Source organism: Vibrio sp. R78045 (genome assembly GCF_042466085.1).
Classification (GTDB): Bacteria; Pseudomonadota; Gammaproteobacteria; order Enterobacterales; family Vibrionaceae; genus Vibrio; species Vibrio cyclitrophicus.
The window spans coordinates 320,021-335,506 of sequence record NZ_JAXHBS010000018.1; the positions used below are offsets into that span (position 1 = coordinate 320,021).

At 44.1% G+C, this 15,486-nt stretch carries 15 protein-coding genes; all 15 read right to left on the reverse strand.

Annotated features, from left to right (window positions below; translation table 11 throughout):
* Positions 1-202: 202 nt before the first annotated feature.
* The 15 genes from SJY39_RS23165 to SJY39_RS23235 all read right to left on the reverse strand — a co-directional run bounded on the left by SJY39_RS23165 (position 203) and on the right by SJY39_RS23235 (position 15,000).
* The gene (locus SJY39_RS23165) at positions 203-985 is read right to left on the reverse strand and encodes an ABC transporter ATP-binding protein (protein WP_017630514.1); all 783 of its coding nucleotides are present in this window, start codon (positions 983-985) and stop codon (positions 203-205) included.
* On the reverse strand, positions 985-1,791 hold the full coding sequence (locus SJY39_RS23170) for an ABC transporter ATP-binding protein (protein WP_372275301.1): 807 nt from the start codon (positions 1,789-1,791) through the stop codon (positions 985-987). The genes SJY39_RS23165 and SJY39_RS23170 overlap by 1 nt, the downstream gene beginning before the upstream one ends.
* A complete protein-coding gene (gene opp1C, locus SJY39_RS23175) occupies positions 1,788-2,612 on the reverse strand; it encodes a nickel/cobalt ABC transporter permease (protein ID WP_372275300.1) in 825 nt (274 codons plus the stop codon). The genes SJY39_RS23170 and opp1C overlap by 4 nt, the downstream gene beginning before the upstream one ends.
* A complete protein-coding gene (opp1B, locus tag SJY39_RS23180; RefSeq protein ID WP_176681369.1) occupies positions 2,609-3,553 on the reverse strand; it encodes a nickel/cobalt ABC transporter permease in 945 nt (314 codons plus the stop codon). Before opp1B ends, opp1C begins: the two co-directional genes overlap by 4 nt.
* Positions 3,554-3,663: 110 nt before the next feature.
* Positions 3,664-5,250, reverse strand: coding sequence for a nickel ABC transporter substrate-binding protein (gene nikA / locus SJY39_RS23185; protein ID WP_260810844.1), 1,587 nt, complete (start codon positions 5,248-5,250; stop codon positions 3,664-3,666).
* Positions 5,251-5,555: 305 nt separating this feature from the next.
* Positions 5,556-5,843, reverse strand: a complete 288-nt coding sequence (locus SJY39_RS23190) for a DUF2607 family protein (RefSeq protein ID WP_372275320.1) — start codon at positions 5,841-5,843, stop codon at positions 5,556-5,558.
* Positions 5,844-6,165: 322 nt separating this feature from the next.
* Positions 6,166-6,924: a vitamin B12 ABC transporter ATP-binding protein BtuD gene (gene btuD, locus SJY39_RS23195; RefSeq protein ID WP_372275299.1), complete on the reverse strand. Its 759-nt coding sequence runs from the start codon at positions 6,922-6,924 to the stop codon at positions 6,166-6,168.
* Positions 6,911-7,906 (reverse strand): vitamin B12 ABC transporter permease BtuC, encoded by a 996-nt coding sequence (btuC, locus tag SJY39_RS23200; RefSeq protein ID WP_372275298.1) that lies wholly within the window; start codon positions 7,904-7,906, stop codon positions 6,911-6,913. Before btuC ends, btuD begins: the two co-directional genes overlap by 14 nt.
* A 133-nt stretch (positions 7,907-8,039) precedes the next feature.
* Positions 8,040-9,068, reverse strand: coding sequence for a succinylglutamate desuccinylase (locus tag SJY39_RS23205; RefSeq protein ID WP_010441198.1), 1,029 nt, complete (start codon positions 9,066-9,068; stop codon positions 8,040-8,042).
* A 271-nt stretch (positions 9,069-9,339) separates the two neighbouring features.
* The gene (locus SJY39_RS23210; protein ID WP_372275296.1) at positions 9,340-11,136 is read right to left on the reverse strand and encodes a M3 family oligoendopeptidase; all 1,797 of its coding nucleotides are present in this window, start codon (positions 11,134-11,136) and stop codon (positions 9,340-9,342) included.
* A gap of 98 nt (positions 11,137-11,234) precedes the next feature.
* Entirely contained in the window at positions 11,235-11,852 is a 618-nt protein-coding gene (locus SJY39_RS23215) for a histidine phosphatase family protein (RefSeq protein ID WP_010441200.1), read from the reverse strand.
* A 9-nt stretch (positions 11,853-11,861) separates the two neighbouring features.
* A complete protein-coding gene (cobU, locus tag SJY39_RS23220; protein WP_010441201.1) occupies positions 11,862-12,473 on the reverse strand; it encodes a bifunctional adenosylcobinamide kinase/adenosylcobinamide-phosphate guanylyltransferase in 612 nt (203 codons plus the stop codon).
* Between the two features lie 9 nt (positions 12,474-12,482).
* Positions 12,483-13,289 (reverse strand): adenosylcobinamide-GDP ribazoletransferase, encoded by an 807-nt coding sequence (locus SJY39_RS23225; RefSeq protein ID WP_016800880.1) that lies wholly within the window; start codon positions 13,287-13,289, stop codon positions 12,483-12,485.
* Positions 13,289-14,317: a nicotinate-nucleotide--dimethylbenzimidazole phosphoribosyltransferase gene (cobT, locus tag SJY39_RS23230; protein WP_010441204.1), complete on the reverse strand. Its 1,029-nt coding sequence runs from the start codon at positions 14,315-14,317 to the stop codon at positions 13,289-13,291. The genes SJY39_RS23225 and cobT overlap by 1 nt, the downstream gene beginning before the upstream one ends.
* Before the next feature lie 71 nt (positions 14,318-14,388).
* On the reverse strand, positions 14,389-15,000 hold the full coding sequence (locus SJY39_RS23235; RefSeq protein WP_010441206.1) for a flavin reductase family protein: 612 nt from the start codon (positions 14,998-15,000) through the stop codon (positions 14,389-14,391).
* Positions 15,001-15,486 lie beyond the last annotated feature (486 nt).

Consider the following 15,486-nt stretch of genomic DNA (forward strand, 5'->3'; position numbering starts at 1 on the left):
AAACCATCCGAGATGCATAAAAAAGCGACTTAATGATTAAGCCGCTTTAGGGATATGCACTACACGTCTTGTCGAAATGAACGTTAGTTAAACTGAAGGAAAGGAATCAATAACGGCGGTATCCACAGCACCCAATAAAGGTTGAGTTACGGTAGAAACAATAAATGGGAACGCTATTTTAAAGAATCTTTATGAATCAGTGTCATTGTTGGCCAAACTCAGTTTCAAACGGTATTTCTAGATAACTAGCCGCTTCTAACAAGCTCTTGGTGTAAGGGTCACTTACGTGTTTCAGATTTCGCATATCATCGACTTGCTCGACGATTTGGCCATCTTTAAAAAACATTAAACGATCACAAAGAAAACTCGCGACAGCAATATCGTGTGTGATAAACAAATACGAAATCTGGCGCTCTTGTTTGAGTTTTTGCAAGAGGTCGAGAACTTGTACCTGAACAGATACATCTAAAGAGCTCACCGCTTCATCAAGCAAGATAAACTTAGGGTTGGGCGCTACCGCTCTTGCGATACACACACGCTGTAATTGTCCACCGCTGAGTTGATGTGGATATCGGTCAAGCATGTCTGCATCTAAGCCCACTTCTTCAAGTAGCAGAACCAAGTGGGATTCTCGTTCTGCCTTACCCACCTTTTCGTTAATCAAAGGCTCGTTGATGATCTCTCGAATCGTCAATCGCGGGTTCACCGAGGTGTTGTAATCTTGAAATACCACACTCATTACTTGGTGCATAGGTAGGTTCGAAATAGCGTTGCCAAGTACCACCTCGCCACTGTCGGCCGCTTCTAGACCAAGTATGACTTTCCCTAGTGTACTTTTGCCACTGCCCGATTCGCCGACCACGCCGACACACTCACCTTCATTAACCGTGATAGACACACCATTGAGTACATTTTGGTAGCTAGGAAAAAACCAACTATCGTCGTTTTTGAATGCCTTGGTGACGTTCTTTACTTCAATCAACATTAGCAGCTCTCCATGACAGATTTAAATCGATTTACTAATGCCATACGAGTATCCACTAAGTAACGCGTGTGTTTGCTTTCTGGTTGAGTGAACACCTTGCGAGTAGCGCCGTACTCAACCACTTTGCCTTGATTCATAACCATAACGTTATCTGCAATATGAGAAACCAAACTCAGGTCGTGGCTAACGAAAATTAGACTGGTACCAAACTGCTCTCGTACAAACTGTAGCTCCTTAACCACTTCTCGTTGCGAGATATAATCAATCGCCGTTGTGGGCTCATCGGCAATAATCAGCTTGGGTTTCAGCACCAATGCCAATGCCACCATAATTCGTTGCAGCATGCCCCCGCTAAGTTCATGCGGGTACTTCTTAATTAAATCGCGGACTGATTTCAGGTTGACACGAGTCAGCACATCGCAGAACAGATCAATAGCCTCTTTAGTACTCATTGACTGGTGTTGCTTTATGGTTTCGACAGCTTGATTGCCAATCGTGAACAGTGGATTGAACGCCGTCATTGGGCTTTGCATGATCATCGAGATCTGCTCACCCCTTAATTGACGACGCTGCTTCTGAGGCATATCAAATAGATTCTTGCCTTCAAACAGCGCATCACCCGAAATAGAGAAAGAGTCGTTCAACAAGCCGTTAATCGCATTGCAGGTCAGGCTTTTGCCGCTACCTGATTCACCCAAAATACCCAAACATTGATCTTCTTTGAGTGTAAAGCTCACATCAGAGACCAACTCTCTGTGTGTCGGTTTATGTAGCGCGACGCTAAGATTTTTAACTTCTAACATCATCTTTGCTCCGTTCTTGGGTCTAATGCATCACGTAAAGAGTCACCAAGTAAGTTACAACACGCCACCACAACCATGATTGCGATCCCGGGGATGACCATCTGTTCAGGATTAGAGAAGAGAACTTCTTTGGCATCACTCAACATTGCGCCCCACTCTGCCGTTGGAGGTTGTACACCTAAACCAAGGAAAGACAGTGTTGAGATGCTCAATATAATCCAGCCTAGATCTAGAGTCGCAAGAATGATGACCTCAGCAGCGATGTTCGGTGCTAAGTGCTTACGAAAGATAAAACTTTGAGGTGTCTTAACCGTACGTGAGTACAGGATGTAGTTTTGGTGATTAAACGAAATCACTGAGCTTCGAACAATACGCACATACCATGCAATTTTCGCAATAAAGTTCGCAATAATGATGTTAAAAATACCCGGTCCCATGATGCCCACAATACTCAAAACAATAATTTCATACGGGAATGACAACATGACTTCGCAGCCACGCATGATCAATGAATCGACCTTGCCTCGCATGTAACCAGAAACCACACCAATGAAGCCGCCGACTACTGCCGTAATAACCATGGTTAATAGCGAGTAATACAGCGTGGTACGAATACCAAACAACAAACGAGAATAGATGCATCGACCCAAATGGTCAGTGCCTAGTGGGTACTCCATCGACATAGGCATCATAGAGTTAATCACATCCGCCAAGTTAGGATCGTGCAGCGCAAGGTAAGGCGCAAAAGCCCCCATTAAGCAGATAGCCGTTAAGATAAACAGGCAAACAACAACGGTCTGATTGGAAAGTAGACGTCTTATCATGAGTTCTTCGCTCCTGACTTGAGACGGGGATCGACCACCGTATGTAAAATATCAATCAGTAAATTAGACACAACAAACAAGCTACCCATCACCAAGATATAAGCTTGGATAATTGGGTAATCACGATTGAAAATCGCAGCCAAAGCGAGTCGTCCTAAGCCAGGTATCGCGAATATGCTTTCGATAACGACAGTACCCGCAATCAAACGAACGATGCCTATGCCTAGTGCTGTCATTGAGGTTTGTAGCGAGTTTTTAAGAAGATGCTTCCAAACGACACTGTGCTCTGAAATACCACGAGCGCGCGCGTAATTCACATAGTTGTGATTCATTGAATCCAACATAGAGTTACGGATCAAGCGAATATACGTAGCCACGTAAGCCATACAGAGAGTCACAGACGGCAAGATGAAATGGCTGAAAGTGGTCGCACCGCTGCTTGGTAACCAATATAGATTGATTGAAAACACCCAAATTAGAATAAAAGCCAACCAGAAGTTGGGCATTGCGGTACTAGCAAAAATAAATACTCGGACGATGCGATCAAACCAATGATCTTTATACACGGCGCTGAGCACACCCATAGGGATACTGACACACACCAATAAGATGAGCGATAACCCTGCAAGTTTCAGCGTGTATGGGAAGCTTCGTGCAAGCTCTTCAGAAACCAGTCGATTGGTATTGGTGTACGAGATACCAAAGTCGCCTTGCACTGACGATACTAGCCAATCGGTATAACGGACTAAAAACGGACGGTCTAACCCAAGCTCTAAGCGAATTTCTTCAATGGCTTCTGGACTTGGCGTGGTGTCATTGACACGCAGTGCCACTTCAGCAGGGTCTGCTGGAATAATATTAACTAAGGCAAACGCGATAAAAGAGACAAAAAACAGTGTCACACTCGCACTCAGTAATCGCTTTAGGATGTATTTAGCCATTCGGTTACTTTCTTAATATAAACAGTAAGCAAAAAGACTGACACCCCCAAAAGAGCGTCAGTCAATAAGCTAATCAGTGGTAAAGGGAACAGACAAAGAGTATCTATTACTTACTTTACTGACATACGTTGCAGCGGGATTTCAAATTGAGATGGGTTAAAACCAACACCTTCTACACGCTTGTTGAATACCGCACGGTTTTGCTCGTAGCTGATCGGAATGTAGATCGCTTGTTCGTGCAGTGTTTTCAGTACGTACGTGTAATGCTCTTGACGCTTGGTTTCATCAATAGCTTCCAACGCTTCTAAGATGTGGTTATCAATCTCAGCTTTTTGTGGAATACCTTGTTGTGCAGCGTAATCGCCATATACCGGTTTACGCATACCACCAAGGAACGATTGAGGGTCGTAAGGCGTACCCCAAGAAATATTGAACGACAAATCAAACTCACCTTGTTTCAGGCGATCGCGGTGAGCTTGTTCTTCTTCACCAACGATGTTCATCTTCAGGCCAACCTTCGACCATTCACTTTGTAAGTACTGTGCGATAGTACGCTCTACGACTTTGTCACTATCGTAAGAAAGCGTGATTTCAAATGGTTTTCCGTCCAACTTACGAGTCTTGCCGTCTTTCTTCCAGCCGGCTTCATCCAACAGTTTTTCAGCTTGAGCAACGTCATATTGGTATGGCGTCAGTTCGATATCAGCGTAAGGGACATTCTTCGCAAGCAAAGTGTCCGCTGGCTTTTCTAAGCCCAACATAATGCGTTCTGCGATGATTGATTTGTTGGTAAGGTGGCTCAGTGCCTGACGAACTCGAGTATCACTTAGGTTTTCGCTAGTCGAGTTCAAAATCAACATACGTGTCGATACTGGCTCAGAAAGCTCTGTGCCAAAACGCGGATCTTTCTCAAACTGTTTGTATGACTGCGCGCTAACAAGTTGTAGGCCGTAAACCATATCGATTTCGCCACTGCGTAGTGAAAGCAGACGCGATTGATTGTCTGGAATTACCTTTGCCACGATCTTATCGGCTTGTGGTTGTTCACCCCAGTAGTTTTCGTTTCGCTCGAACGTTGCGCGTTGGTCAACCACGTTTTCTGTCAACACATAGCTACCAGTGCCTACATAACAGCTAGCGCCATTCTTGGTGGTTCCGTCTTTAAAACATTCTGGAGAAAGGAAACGAAACGGACGAGTTACACCAAGCTCAACAAGGAATGGGTAGTATGATTCAGCAAACTCAACCTCAATTGTGTGGCTATCTACCACTCTGACACTCTCTTTGCCTGTCTTCTCAATTTCCACCATCAGGCGGATAGACTCAAGCCATGTATGGCGATTAGCGTTATCCAACAGCGCATCGAAGTTCGCTTTCACAACATTGGCGTCAAACGGCTTGCCATCAGAAAACGTGACATCATCACGTAGTTTAAATGTATAGGTTTTACCATCCTCTGAAGTGCTCCAGCTTTTCGCCAACCAAGGTTCAAGTACACCATTTTCGCCAAGGTGTACTAGTCCTTCAAAGATAAGATTTTGTGCAAAGATCTCACCACCGTAAAGGTGTGGGTTTAGGTCACGGATATCACGATAGTTTGCAAAAGTAAGAGTACTCTCCTCAGCAAACGCATTTTGAACAGGTATAACAGCAGAAGCAGCAACAGCTAAAGTAGCGATAAGTTTTTTAAACGGCATAAACAAACCTTAATGGTAATGATAATTATTATGATTAACTAATTTGATAGTACTATAACGATAAATATCATCAAGAGTTAGTGACACATTCATTTTTCTTATTGTTTGTTTCAACAATAAGAATGATGTCGTTAGAAAATTTGGTGATGATTTCGTTTGTTCTATTCAATGCAGCGACAACAAGACGGCGTATGTCCCCTAATCATGTTGCCAACAAAAGCCACGCATAGGCGCAGAACACATAGACGTCTTGAGGACGAATAGATGCGACGATGATGGACGAATAGATAACGATACTTTTGAGGCTAAACGTATGGAGGCGAACGAGTACGAGGTAGTTCGAATATGGGAAGTGATACTGAAAAGCGCGTCAACTTTTGATAAGTCGGCGCTTGAGTCTTAGTTGTGATGGGGAAACTACTGCTATGAACGGCACTTTGTACCGCGTCATAAATACCACAATGATGCTGCGCATGTATCTCTTCTCCCATTTCTAACTGGTGCACGATCGACGATATGTTCAAGCTCAAAGGAAGCATGAATAACGACAAAATCAACAATGTGCGTTTCGCAGTGCGAGAGAAAAAGTTCAGAGTGTTGGCCCTATCAAGGTAATGCTAAGGAGACTACCACTGATAAACATGCCATTTTTGTATCTAGATCAAAGTAATATCACTAATCAAAATCATTCTCATCATTATATAAAGGAGAACGATGACAAACCAAAATCAGCGTAACTGCTTCTATTTATTTATAAATCAGTAATACTGGTTAGAAGAGTATTCGAGCGAATACAACAGGGGATGACTAAAAACCTTCAAACACGCAGTACCAATTTGAAGGTTCTTCTCTTAAAAAGTGTCCATTGTGTCATTAAAAGTAACGTTATTAGAAGCTACGTTATGAAAAGCGACGTTACTCGAAGACTAGATAGGTTTGATTGTCAACAGAGATGCTTTTCACTTGCGTATTGAACACGGACTCTAGCTGTTCAGGCGTAAGAACTTGTTCTGCACTACCTGATGCTTGAAGTACGCCTTTGTCGAGCAACAACACTTGGTCTGCATGTCTTAAGGTTCGGTTCAGGTCGTGGTTAGCCATAATAACCGCAATGCCCTTCTCAGCCACTCGTTCGATAAGCTTATACAGCAACGCTTCTTGAGCAATATCCAACGGAGCTGCGGGTTCATCGAGGATCAGCAGCTTTGCGTAAGGATTAAGCGTCGGCCAGATTTGCAGACACATGCCCGCCAAGCGAACGCGTTGCCATTCACCACCAGACAGTGTCTGAATTGAACGATGAAGTTTGTCTGTGATGTCCAACATCTGACTAATTTCTTCCAAAGCTGCGTTGATTTCAGTATCAAGTCCGTGTGATGAACTCGGTAATGAGAGCGCGAGATATTGGAACACTTCTAAGTTGAAGGCTGGCCTTGCGCTTTGACAAAGATAAGCACGGTGTAATGATAAGTCTTGTAAAGACAACACAGATAAGTCTTGCTCATCGAGCTTGATATCGCCTTTGTAACCATCACCAATACCCGATATCGCTTCGAGTAAGGTACTTTTACCACTGCCATTGGGACCTATAACGTGAGTCACCTGCCCTTGCTTGAGCTCAAATGATAGTGGTAATAAACGAGCGCCGACGCTCAGGCTCTTAATTTGAATCATGATTTTTAATTAACATCCAAATGAAGATAGGCGCGCCGATACTGGTGGTCATCACACCCAAAGGTAATTCTGCAGAATCGAGTAATGTACGCGCACAAATATCAGCAAACACCAACAACGCAGCGCCAGCAACCGCGGACAAAGGAAGCAAGTATTTGTTATCAGTACCAATCGCTAAACGGAGTAAGTGTGGCACAACCAAACCAACAAAGCTGATCACGCCGCCTAATGCTACTGCACAGCCGACCAAAATAGACACAGCGAAGATTAAGCGCCAACGTAACTTAGGTACATTCACGCCTAGCTGCGCAGCGTGAGTCTCCCCTATCATTAGCTTATCGAGCTTACTACCTTGCAAGCACAACCAAATAATCACGGGAATCATCACTAACGTTAGCGAGTGTTGATACCAAGTCACGCCACCTAAACTGCCCATCAACCAGTACATTAATAGACGAAGGCTGAGGTCATCACTAAAATAGAACGCCCATGTCACCATCGCACCTGAAAGAATGCCTAACGCGACACCCACCAGCAATAATTTGGCCGTGGTCAGTCGCATCGTTTTGACCATGCTCACCAGAATCACGGTGAAACAGAGCGAACCTAAAACAGCGGCGATCATGAAGAGTTCTGGAGTCGGAGCAAACGGCAAGAAGAACAACACGACCACCATTGCTAAACTCGCGCCACCTGAAATACCGAGCACACCGGGTTCGGCTAATACATTACCGAGTAAAACTTGCAAACTTGCGCCAGACACAGCTAAACCAGCCCCGATAGCAATCGCAGCCAATAATCGAGGTAAGCGTAAATCAATCAGTAGTTTTTGTTCTAACGCGGACAAGGTGCCCAGAGGGGAAATAAAGAGATCGCCAACCATTAGGTAAATTGCACTCAGCGCGACAAGCAGTGCTGTCATCAGATAAATGGCTCGGGTCCATTTGTGCTGTTTTTGGTGAAGAAGTTGTTGGAAATCCATATCAAGCTACTTTGAAATTGTTCGCGTAACCTTACCTGTATCCCTAAATAAACTCAAGGCTCACACCGTAATGTGAACCTTGATATTTCAACCAGTTGAGTGGTTGTTTTAGTCGCTTAAATCCGACTGGATATTAATCGTACACAAGCTGACCGTGGTCGAACCGCGTTTCAACTTCGCACACCATTAAGGCCGCTCGCTGACCAATGGCCACGTTTCGATTTGGGAACACCACAGCTTCGTTTTCATTCTTCGCCATTAATGGTTTATCACCATCATGACCGAACACTTCACCGTGCTTGAACGCGGTAAAATTCTCAACGTCATCAGAGAACATGAAATCAAAGTCATCGTGCAAACGAACAATCGTTCGGCTTACACGATAGGTAATGGTTTTCTTTGGCAAATGCTCGGGTTCTATTTCAGCAATCAGGTTACGCATCGCCAAGTCAAAAGCAGTGAGCTTATCAAGCTGGTTCTCACCAATTCGCGCGACCTGCCCTAGCTCCATTGTTAACGCTTGAGCAGCGAAGTTTTCGGCACTGTACCAGCTAAATGTACTGGTTGGTGCGTTCGACAACAACACCGCTTCAACGTGCGCACTATTAATGAAATCAAACAGCTCTTTATTGCGAACTTCGTGTCGAACCTTAGGGCTCACGGCGAACGAATAATGCTTAGACAAGCGGATCGCACAATGCAGATCGAGGTGCCAGCGAGTGGCAGGTTCCGTTTGTTTATAAAACTCAGTCACTAAGAACTTTAAGTTCTTCGCAATATCCACTTCTCGATTGCTCTCGTGCTGTTTTTCATCAAACAGACGATTCATATTCACATCAAGAAAACGGGTATGCGCGTTGGTTGCTTCAGGGTGAGCGATGATAAACAAGCATCTCGCGTTCACTTCCTGAAAGCCTGTTTCTATATCCTCAATGAGCTTATCGATAAGCTCCATTGGAGAGGTTTCGTCACCATGAACACCTGTTGAAAAGATGATGTTTTTGGTTTCAGAATTGTACTCTGCGGGAATCACTTCCAATACACCGCGTTGATGAAGCTTAATTTGAACACCGTTACTCAGTACGGTCTGTCCTGCAACCACTTCTTGCTCAAGATCTAGGCTGTCAAAAAGAAATGATTGGCGAAAGAGGGTCTTCGTCATGCGCTACTCCTTAATTGCACGGCCGTATGTTAATAAATTGTACATAGAAATTGTGTTGCTAGGATCGCACTTATCAACAGAAACTCCGTTATCACTCACAAATACTGCCCATATATTTTAGATTTCTTGCTTATCAACAAACCGACGTCTGTTCCAAATAATGATTTTTTAATTCTGTTCTAGATGATCATTTTAAGTTTAGTCATTTCAGCAAGATAAGAGCCACGTAAGCTAACACAGCTCTTACCCGCGATGAACAGATTGAGATCAATTAATCTTTCTGATTCAGTAATCTTTCAAATTCATCAATTTGAACTTTGACCATATCGATGCTTTGTTGCCAAAAATCGGCTTCAGTCAGATCCATGCCAAGGTGTTTTTTTACCACTTCTTCTGCCATCATGCTGCCAGTATCACGAAGCAATGAGACATAATCACCGTAGAATTGTTCGCCCTTAGAATCACGTTGTGCATAAACGCCTTTACTGAATAAGTAACCGAACAGGTATGGGTAGTTGTAGAAGCTCACTTGAGAGATGCTGAAGTGCAGCTTGCTCGCCCAGAAGTAAGGGTCGGCTTCTGTCATTGCATCTCCGTACCAATCTTTCCAAGTGTTTTCCATTAGGTCGCAAAGCTGCTGAGCCGTCAGTTCGCCTTTTTCACGCTGCTCGTAGAAGGCTTTTTCAAATTCGAAGCGAACGGGAATGTTCACCATTAATGCCAAAGAAGAAGAGAGCTCTTCCCACAGCATTTCCAATTTTTCATTTCGTGTTTGTGCTTGCTTCAACAAGTGGTCACGAACAATATTCTCAGCAAAGATCGAAGCGGTTTCAGCAAGTGTCATTGGGTAACGAGTTTGACACAATGGCATGTCTTTCATTACCCAGTTATGGAAAGCGTGGCCCAATTCATGAGCTAGTGTCATTAAATCTGAGCGACTACCACTCCAAGTCATGAAAACTAATGGCGTGCGAGTGGCTGCAAACTTAGTACAGTACGCACCTAGGCGTTTGTTCGCAGCAGGCGCGGCATCAATCCAACCGTTCTCAACCATTAATGCGACAAAATCAGACATCTCTGGATTGACTTCAGAGAAAGCCGTTTTGATCACTTCGATCGCTTCATCAAATGGGTAAACTTTAGATTCATTGTCACCCAGTGGTGGCATCGCGGCTAAATGGTTCCAAGGTTTCATTTCATCCAAGCCGTGAACTCTTGCCATCAACAAACCTGCTTTCTGACCAACAGCTCGATTGGCTTTTGCCACCGACATCATGGTATCTAGCGTTTCTGGTACAATGCGGCTTCCATGCAGGCTTGGATCAAGGAAATGCACATCGCTAATTTTCGAACGCTTTTTGTTTTCCGTCAGTCGCCAACCTGCCAATGCATTTAGAATCGAAGCAAATGACTCTTGATGCGTTTTCATTGCGCCTTTAACAGCACGCCATGCCGTTTCTTGTTTGTCGAACTCGCTGCCATACAACAAACTCGCCGCTTGTGAAAAACCTAGAGTTTCATCTTCGCCGTCCAGCTTTAGTGACAGTTTTAAAGAACCCGTCAGGTTATCGTATAAACGCCCCCATGCATCGCGGCCATCGACTTTCATTGCGGCTAGCAACTGCTCTTCAGCTACACTCAGTCTACTACTTGCAAGTTTACGAGAGCTTTCAATCGCAAACCCTTGCCCTGCTACATCAGCACTATCATGCTCTAAAACGGCATTGATAAATTCCGGCTCAGCATGAATTAACGTATCTTCATAAGGGCTGAACGCTTGAGACATCTCAGAGTTCAGTTTCGCGACACGACCAAGCAATGCTTTCGCTTCAGTATGTGTTGCGTCTACCGATGCGTGACAGTTAGCAAACGTGTTGATGGTGCTAAGTAACGTACCTGCCGCTTCTGAAGTTTGAATCGCGTTTTGCATCGCTAGAATGATGTGGCGCTTTTCAACATGCACATACAAAAGTTCAATACACTGCTGAATGAGTTCAATATCTTGTTCTATCTTCGCATCATCCAGATCGCGATAAGCGATGCTTAGATCCCAACTAGGTGTTGTCATGACAAAATTCCTTTCACGTAAATAGCGATTGTAAGCATCGCTTTATACTTCTAATATTTTTAATAAATTGTTAATTATTAAACTATGTTTCTGAACACTCAGAGAACTGGTAGCCCTATCGACTTTACGCTGACAAAGCTCTGTGCAAACTGAGTGATTTGAATATGGGTTATCGAGGCATTCTCAATCGATAGCTTCGAATACAAACTCGGGTTTTTCCAATCAATATCGAGACAATGTGCCAAGATCATTCGGATCACACCACCATGGGTAACGAGTAATAGATTGTCACTTTCATTGGTCAGAAGTTGCGACCAACCTTGGGTAACCCTGTCATGGAAGTTCTGTAAACTTTCAGCGCCAGACAGCTGATGGTTTGCGGGATCTTCCCAGAAAGTTTCTAACTTTGCCCATTTATCATCAAGCTCATCGAACGCAACACCATCGACTTCACCAAAGTTCATTTCCTGAAATTCAGGCTCAATCGACAGAGGCAAAGCCATACGTTTCGCATATAAGTTGGCTAAGTCGCTGCATCGTCTCAATGGCGAAGTGACAACGCAATCCAGAAAGAGGTTTTGCTCAATCAGCGACTCACAAATACGTTGTTGTATTTCAGTCTGAACCAACACGTCAGAGAAACCATTGAGCGCGGCTTTGCCTTCGACCTTGCCGTGTCTGAGCAAATAGATATTTTTGATGGCTCCGTTTTCCATGAACTCGACCTAACCTTCGGAATGTATAGAGTGGATTGACGGTTTTAAGTTCAACGGCAACCCTGCTGCAATCAATGTAACTCGCTCAACAACACGAGCCAGTGATTGATTCATGCGCCCTGCGTTGTCCACAAATAAACGCGACACTTTGCCCAACGGCACGACACCAAGCCCCACTTCGTTTGAAACCATGATAATTTGCGCCGGGCTTTGCTCTACGCTTTTGACCAATACTTCAACCACAGCTTCAACCTGTTCATTAGTTGCGTCATCACCCAATTCAAATATGACGTTGTTCAACCACAATGTTAGGCAATCAATCAACACCACATCATCTTGGTCAAAAGACTGCAGTTTTTCGGCTAGCTCAACGGGTACTTCATGCTCAGCCCACAGCTCATCACGACGTTGTTGATGGTGCGCGATTCGTTCTCGCATTTCATCGTCTAAATAAGTGGCTGTCGCAATATAATGTAGGCGTCCATTTGAACATGCTTCCAACGCACATAATGCTTGTTGCTCTGCAAAACTCGACTTGCCAGAACGAGCTCCCCCCAATACCAGGAGGCTGCTTCTCTGACTTGCTTGATTAATTTGACTAGCTTGATTCGTGTTTGTCATAAGAAGCCATTAAAGAAAACCATTGTAAAAAGCAGCAGTGAACACAAGGTAAATCAGTAACTCCATCAACTGTTGAGCTGCACCCAAGCAATCTCCAGTGAAGCCACCAATTCGAGCCATCAACCACTTTTTGAAACCTGTTCTGAACAGATAGGCAACGACAGATAAAATCAAAGCGAATTCAAGACCAAACCACAGGCTAGGTAATACGCCTACAAGCAAGAGAAAAACGAGCTCGCCCTTAGTTTGCTTGTTGGCCAATGGCTTGCTTTTACTGGTATCCAAATCGCTAACATAAGGCATGTCGTAAATCAGCGATGCAGCAATCGCACGGCTAAAGGTGTAGCTCGTCACAATGACCAAAAACAATCCAGTCATGCTGACGAGTTCATTGAGCAGAACCCACTTGCCAAGCAGAGCCATGATCAGCGCAGACGCGCCGTATGTACCGATGCGGCTATCTTTCATGATGGTCAAGCGGCGTTCTAAAGTCATGCCACCACCAATGCCATCCGCCATGTCGGTCAAGCCGTCCTCATGGAAAGCGCCAGTGAGCATCAAGCTAAAACTCATCATCAAAAAGATGGCCACTACACTCGGCAGTACCGTATCGAGTAACAAGAATACACCGCCACACAGAACACCAAGTAACAAACCAACCGTTGAAAAGTAGCGTCCAGAACGATTCATTCGCTCTGATGAATAGGGAGTATTCTTCGGCATTGGCAAACGAGAAAAGAAGCCCATCGCCAATGTAAAAAGCTCCCACTGATAAGTAGCTCGATCTTTTAATGATCTTTCTGGTGCATCACTCATTAAACCGTGACTCCAGCACTTTCGAAGCTCGCCATGTTGTTATAGAACTCAGCTGCCGCACGAATAATTGGCATAGCCAGTGCAGCGCCTGTGCCCTCGCCCAATCTCAATCCAAGATCGAGCAGTGGCTCAGCGTCTAGCAGCTCTAACAAAATTTTGTGCCCCGATTCTTCAGAGCGATGCGCAAAGATCATGTAATCACGACAATTCGGGTCAATTAGGGTCGCGACATACGCAGCGACTGATACGATAAAGCCATCGACCAACACAGGGGTTTTGTTTTGGTACGCACCAAGGAAAGCACCGACCATTTGAACTATCTCAAAGCCGCCTACTTGAGCAAGTACTTCTTTAGGATCTAAACCTTTGCAACGAGCAACACCTTGTTTCACAACCACTTTCTTGTGTTCCAGTTGTTCACAGCTAATCCCTGTACCTAAACCAACGCACTCCTGCGTGGGGCGATTAGCTAATGCACTCAAAATCGCTGACGCACTGCTGGTATTGCCAATGCCCATTTCACCAAACATGATGATATTAGTGCCATTCGAAATGGTTCTAGAAGCAAGCTCTGCACCCAATTCAATCCCACGTTCCATCGTTTCTAAACTCATTGCCGCTTCGTTGGCAAAGTTATTGGTTCCCGTACCCAAGCGCTGTGAAATTAACATGTCGCTATCGGATTCGACTGGTAACAAAATCCCAGTATCCACCACCGTAATATCGATGTTGTTCACCGCGCAAAAGCAATTAATCGCTGCGCCGCCGTTTAAGAAATTCAACACCATCTGTTGTGTGACAGCACTTGGGCCAATACTCACGCCTTCGTCAGCAATGCCATGGTCGCCAGCAAATATGATGATACTTGGCTTGTTCAATTCGATGTGTTCAACCGCAGCTTCTTTGCCTTGGCTCTGAATCAATGCCAGTTGATGTGCAACCTTTTCTAGTAGGCCAAGCGCACCGAGTGGCTTGGTTTTTTGGTCAATGCGATGTTGGATGTAGTGCGAGTGTTTGGTATCTAACATAAATTGAGGAGTACTTAAATTTAAGAAAACGAGTTTGAGAGCGCTTATTCTGCTTGAGCTAAATGGGTAAACTATTTAGGGCGAGCGACAGAGAACACATTGGAAAGCGTGGCGTATTCACCCCCGCCCAATCGAGATAAAGGATCCAGTGCTAACGCATCGATCTTAAGACGCTCACTGTCTTTGTCGATGACATCCTCCGATATATACACGGCCTCAACTTGAGCAAAGATAAGGCTTTGTGGCACCTCTCCAACTTCTTTTACTTCGTACAAGGTGCAGCCAAAAGCGACCGCGCACTCTTTTACTCTCGGTAAAGAAAAGCCATCAAATTCAACCAACTCGATATTATTCGCAGTCACTTCTGATTCACCATGATCAAGTGTGGCCGCTGTTGCTGTTATTGCTTCTGCAGAGCTTGCTGATGCTATATGAATGACAAGCTTACCTGTTTCGAGCGAATTGCGAGTCGTATCCTTAATCTCACCACTTGGCTTCTTACCAACGGACAGCATTAATAAAGGCGGGTTACTCGATACTGGAGTGAAATAAGAGAAAGGCGCTAAGTTGAACTCTTGTTCTGAAGATTCCGTCAATGCCCACGCAATAGGGCGAGGAACAACGGTTTGTGTCATCAGGTGATAAATCTGAGTGGGAGCAAGAGTATCAAGCTTGAGGTTCATAGCACGTCCTTGTCTATGTGAAATTCAAATCAGTTTACGTGTTAAAAAGAGTCGTATCTATGGCTATCTGGCAGAAAATGCAGAGAGTGTTCTTTATTTGAACAAATACACCTCATTATTTCTCAAATTGAGAATCAAAAAGACATAAAAGTAACACTAAGCAACCACTTAAAAGAAAAATCAATAACTTACGTTTTGGCACCGATTATGCTTTAAATAAAGTAACTTATTAACCTCTCTCCGTTGGTAAGTTAACAACAAAGTAAGTTAAGCAATAAGGTAACAAGTATCAAAAGTGATTGCCCTCACTAAGAAACAAAAATCGACTGCTAAACAACAGACACAAAGAAAGAGATAAAGATTTAGGAGGTGTAATGTTCGTAAACCAAAGCAAAAAAAAACCAATTAAATCAAAGAAGAAAAACAGTAAAAAGGTGAAGAAACTCCCACTAGCCTTCACCTAGAAAGTGAAAAGCCCGTTGCCCA

Excerpts from the sequence above, each read along its gene's own strand:
- opp1C (WP_372275300.1), bottom strand. The coding sequence starts at position 2,612 with ATGATAAGACGTCTACTTTCCAATCAGACCGTTGTTGTTTGCCTGTTT.
- SJY39_RS23235 (WP_010441206.1), bottom strand. The coding sequence starts at position 15,000 with ATGAACCTCAAGCTTGATACTCTTGCTCCCACTCAGATTTATCACCTG.
- SJY39_RS23165 (WP_017630514.1), bottom strand. The coding sequence starts at position 985 with ATGTTGATTGAAGTAAAGAACGTCACCAAGGCATTCAAAAACGACGAT.
- cobU (WP_010441201.1), bottom strand. The coding sequence starts at position 12,473 with ATGACAAACACGAATCAAGCTAGTCAAATTAATCAAGCAAGTCAGAGA.
- SJY39_RS23170 (WP_372275301.1), bottom strand. The coding sequence starts at position 1,791 with ATGATGTTAGAAGTTAAAAATCTTAGCGTCGCGCTACATAAACCGACA.
- SJY39_RS23210 (WP_372275296.1), bottom strand. The coding sequence starts at position 11,136 with ATGACAACACCTAGTTGGGATCTAAGCATCGCTTATCGCGATCTGGAT.
- btuD (WP_372275299.1), bottom strand. The coding sequence starts at position 6,924 with ATGATTCAAATTAAGAGCCTGAGCGTCGGCGCTCGTTTATTACCACTA.
- nikA (WP_260810844.1), bottom strand. The coding sequence starts at position 5,250 with ATGCCGTTTAAAAAACTTATCGCTACTTTAGCTGTTGCTGCTTCTGCT.
- SJY39_RS23225 (WP_016800880.1), bottom strand. The coding sequence starts at position 13,289 with ATGAGTGATGCACCAGAAAGATCATTAAAAGATCGAGCTACTTATCAG.
- SJY39_RS23215 (WP_010441200.1), bottom strand. The coding sequence starts at position 11,852 with ATGGAAAACGGAGCCATCAAAAATATCTATTTGCTCAGACACGGCAAG.
- opp1B (WP_176681369.1), bottom strand. The coding sequence starts at position 3,553 with ATGGCTAAATACATCCTAAAGCGATTACTGAGTGCGAGTGTGACACTG.
- SJY39_RS23205 (WP_010441198.1), bottom strand. The coding sequence starts at position 9,068 with ATGACGAAGACCCTCTTTCGCCAATCATTTCTTTTTGACAGCCTAGAT.
- cobT (WP_010441204.1), bottom strand. The coding sequence starts at position 14,317 with ATGTTAGATACCAAACACTCGCACTACATCCAACATCGCATTGACCAA.
- btuC (WP_372275298.1), bottom strand. The coding sequence starts at position 7,906 with ATGGATTTCCAACAACTTCTTCACCAAAAACAGCACAAATGGACCCGA.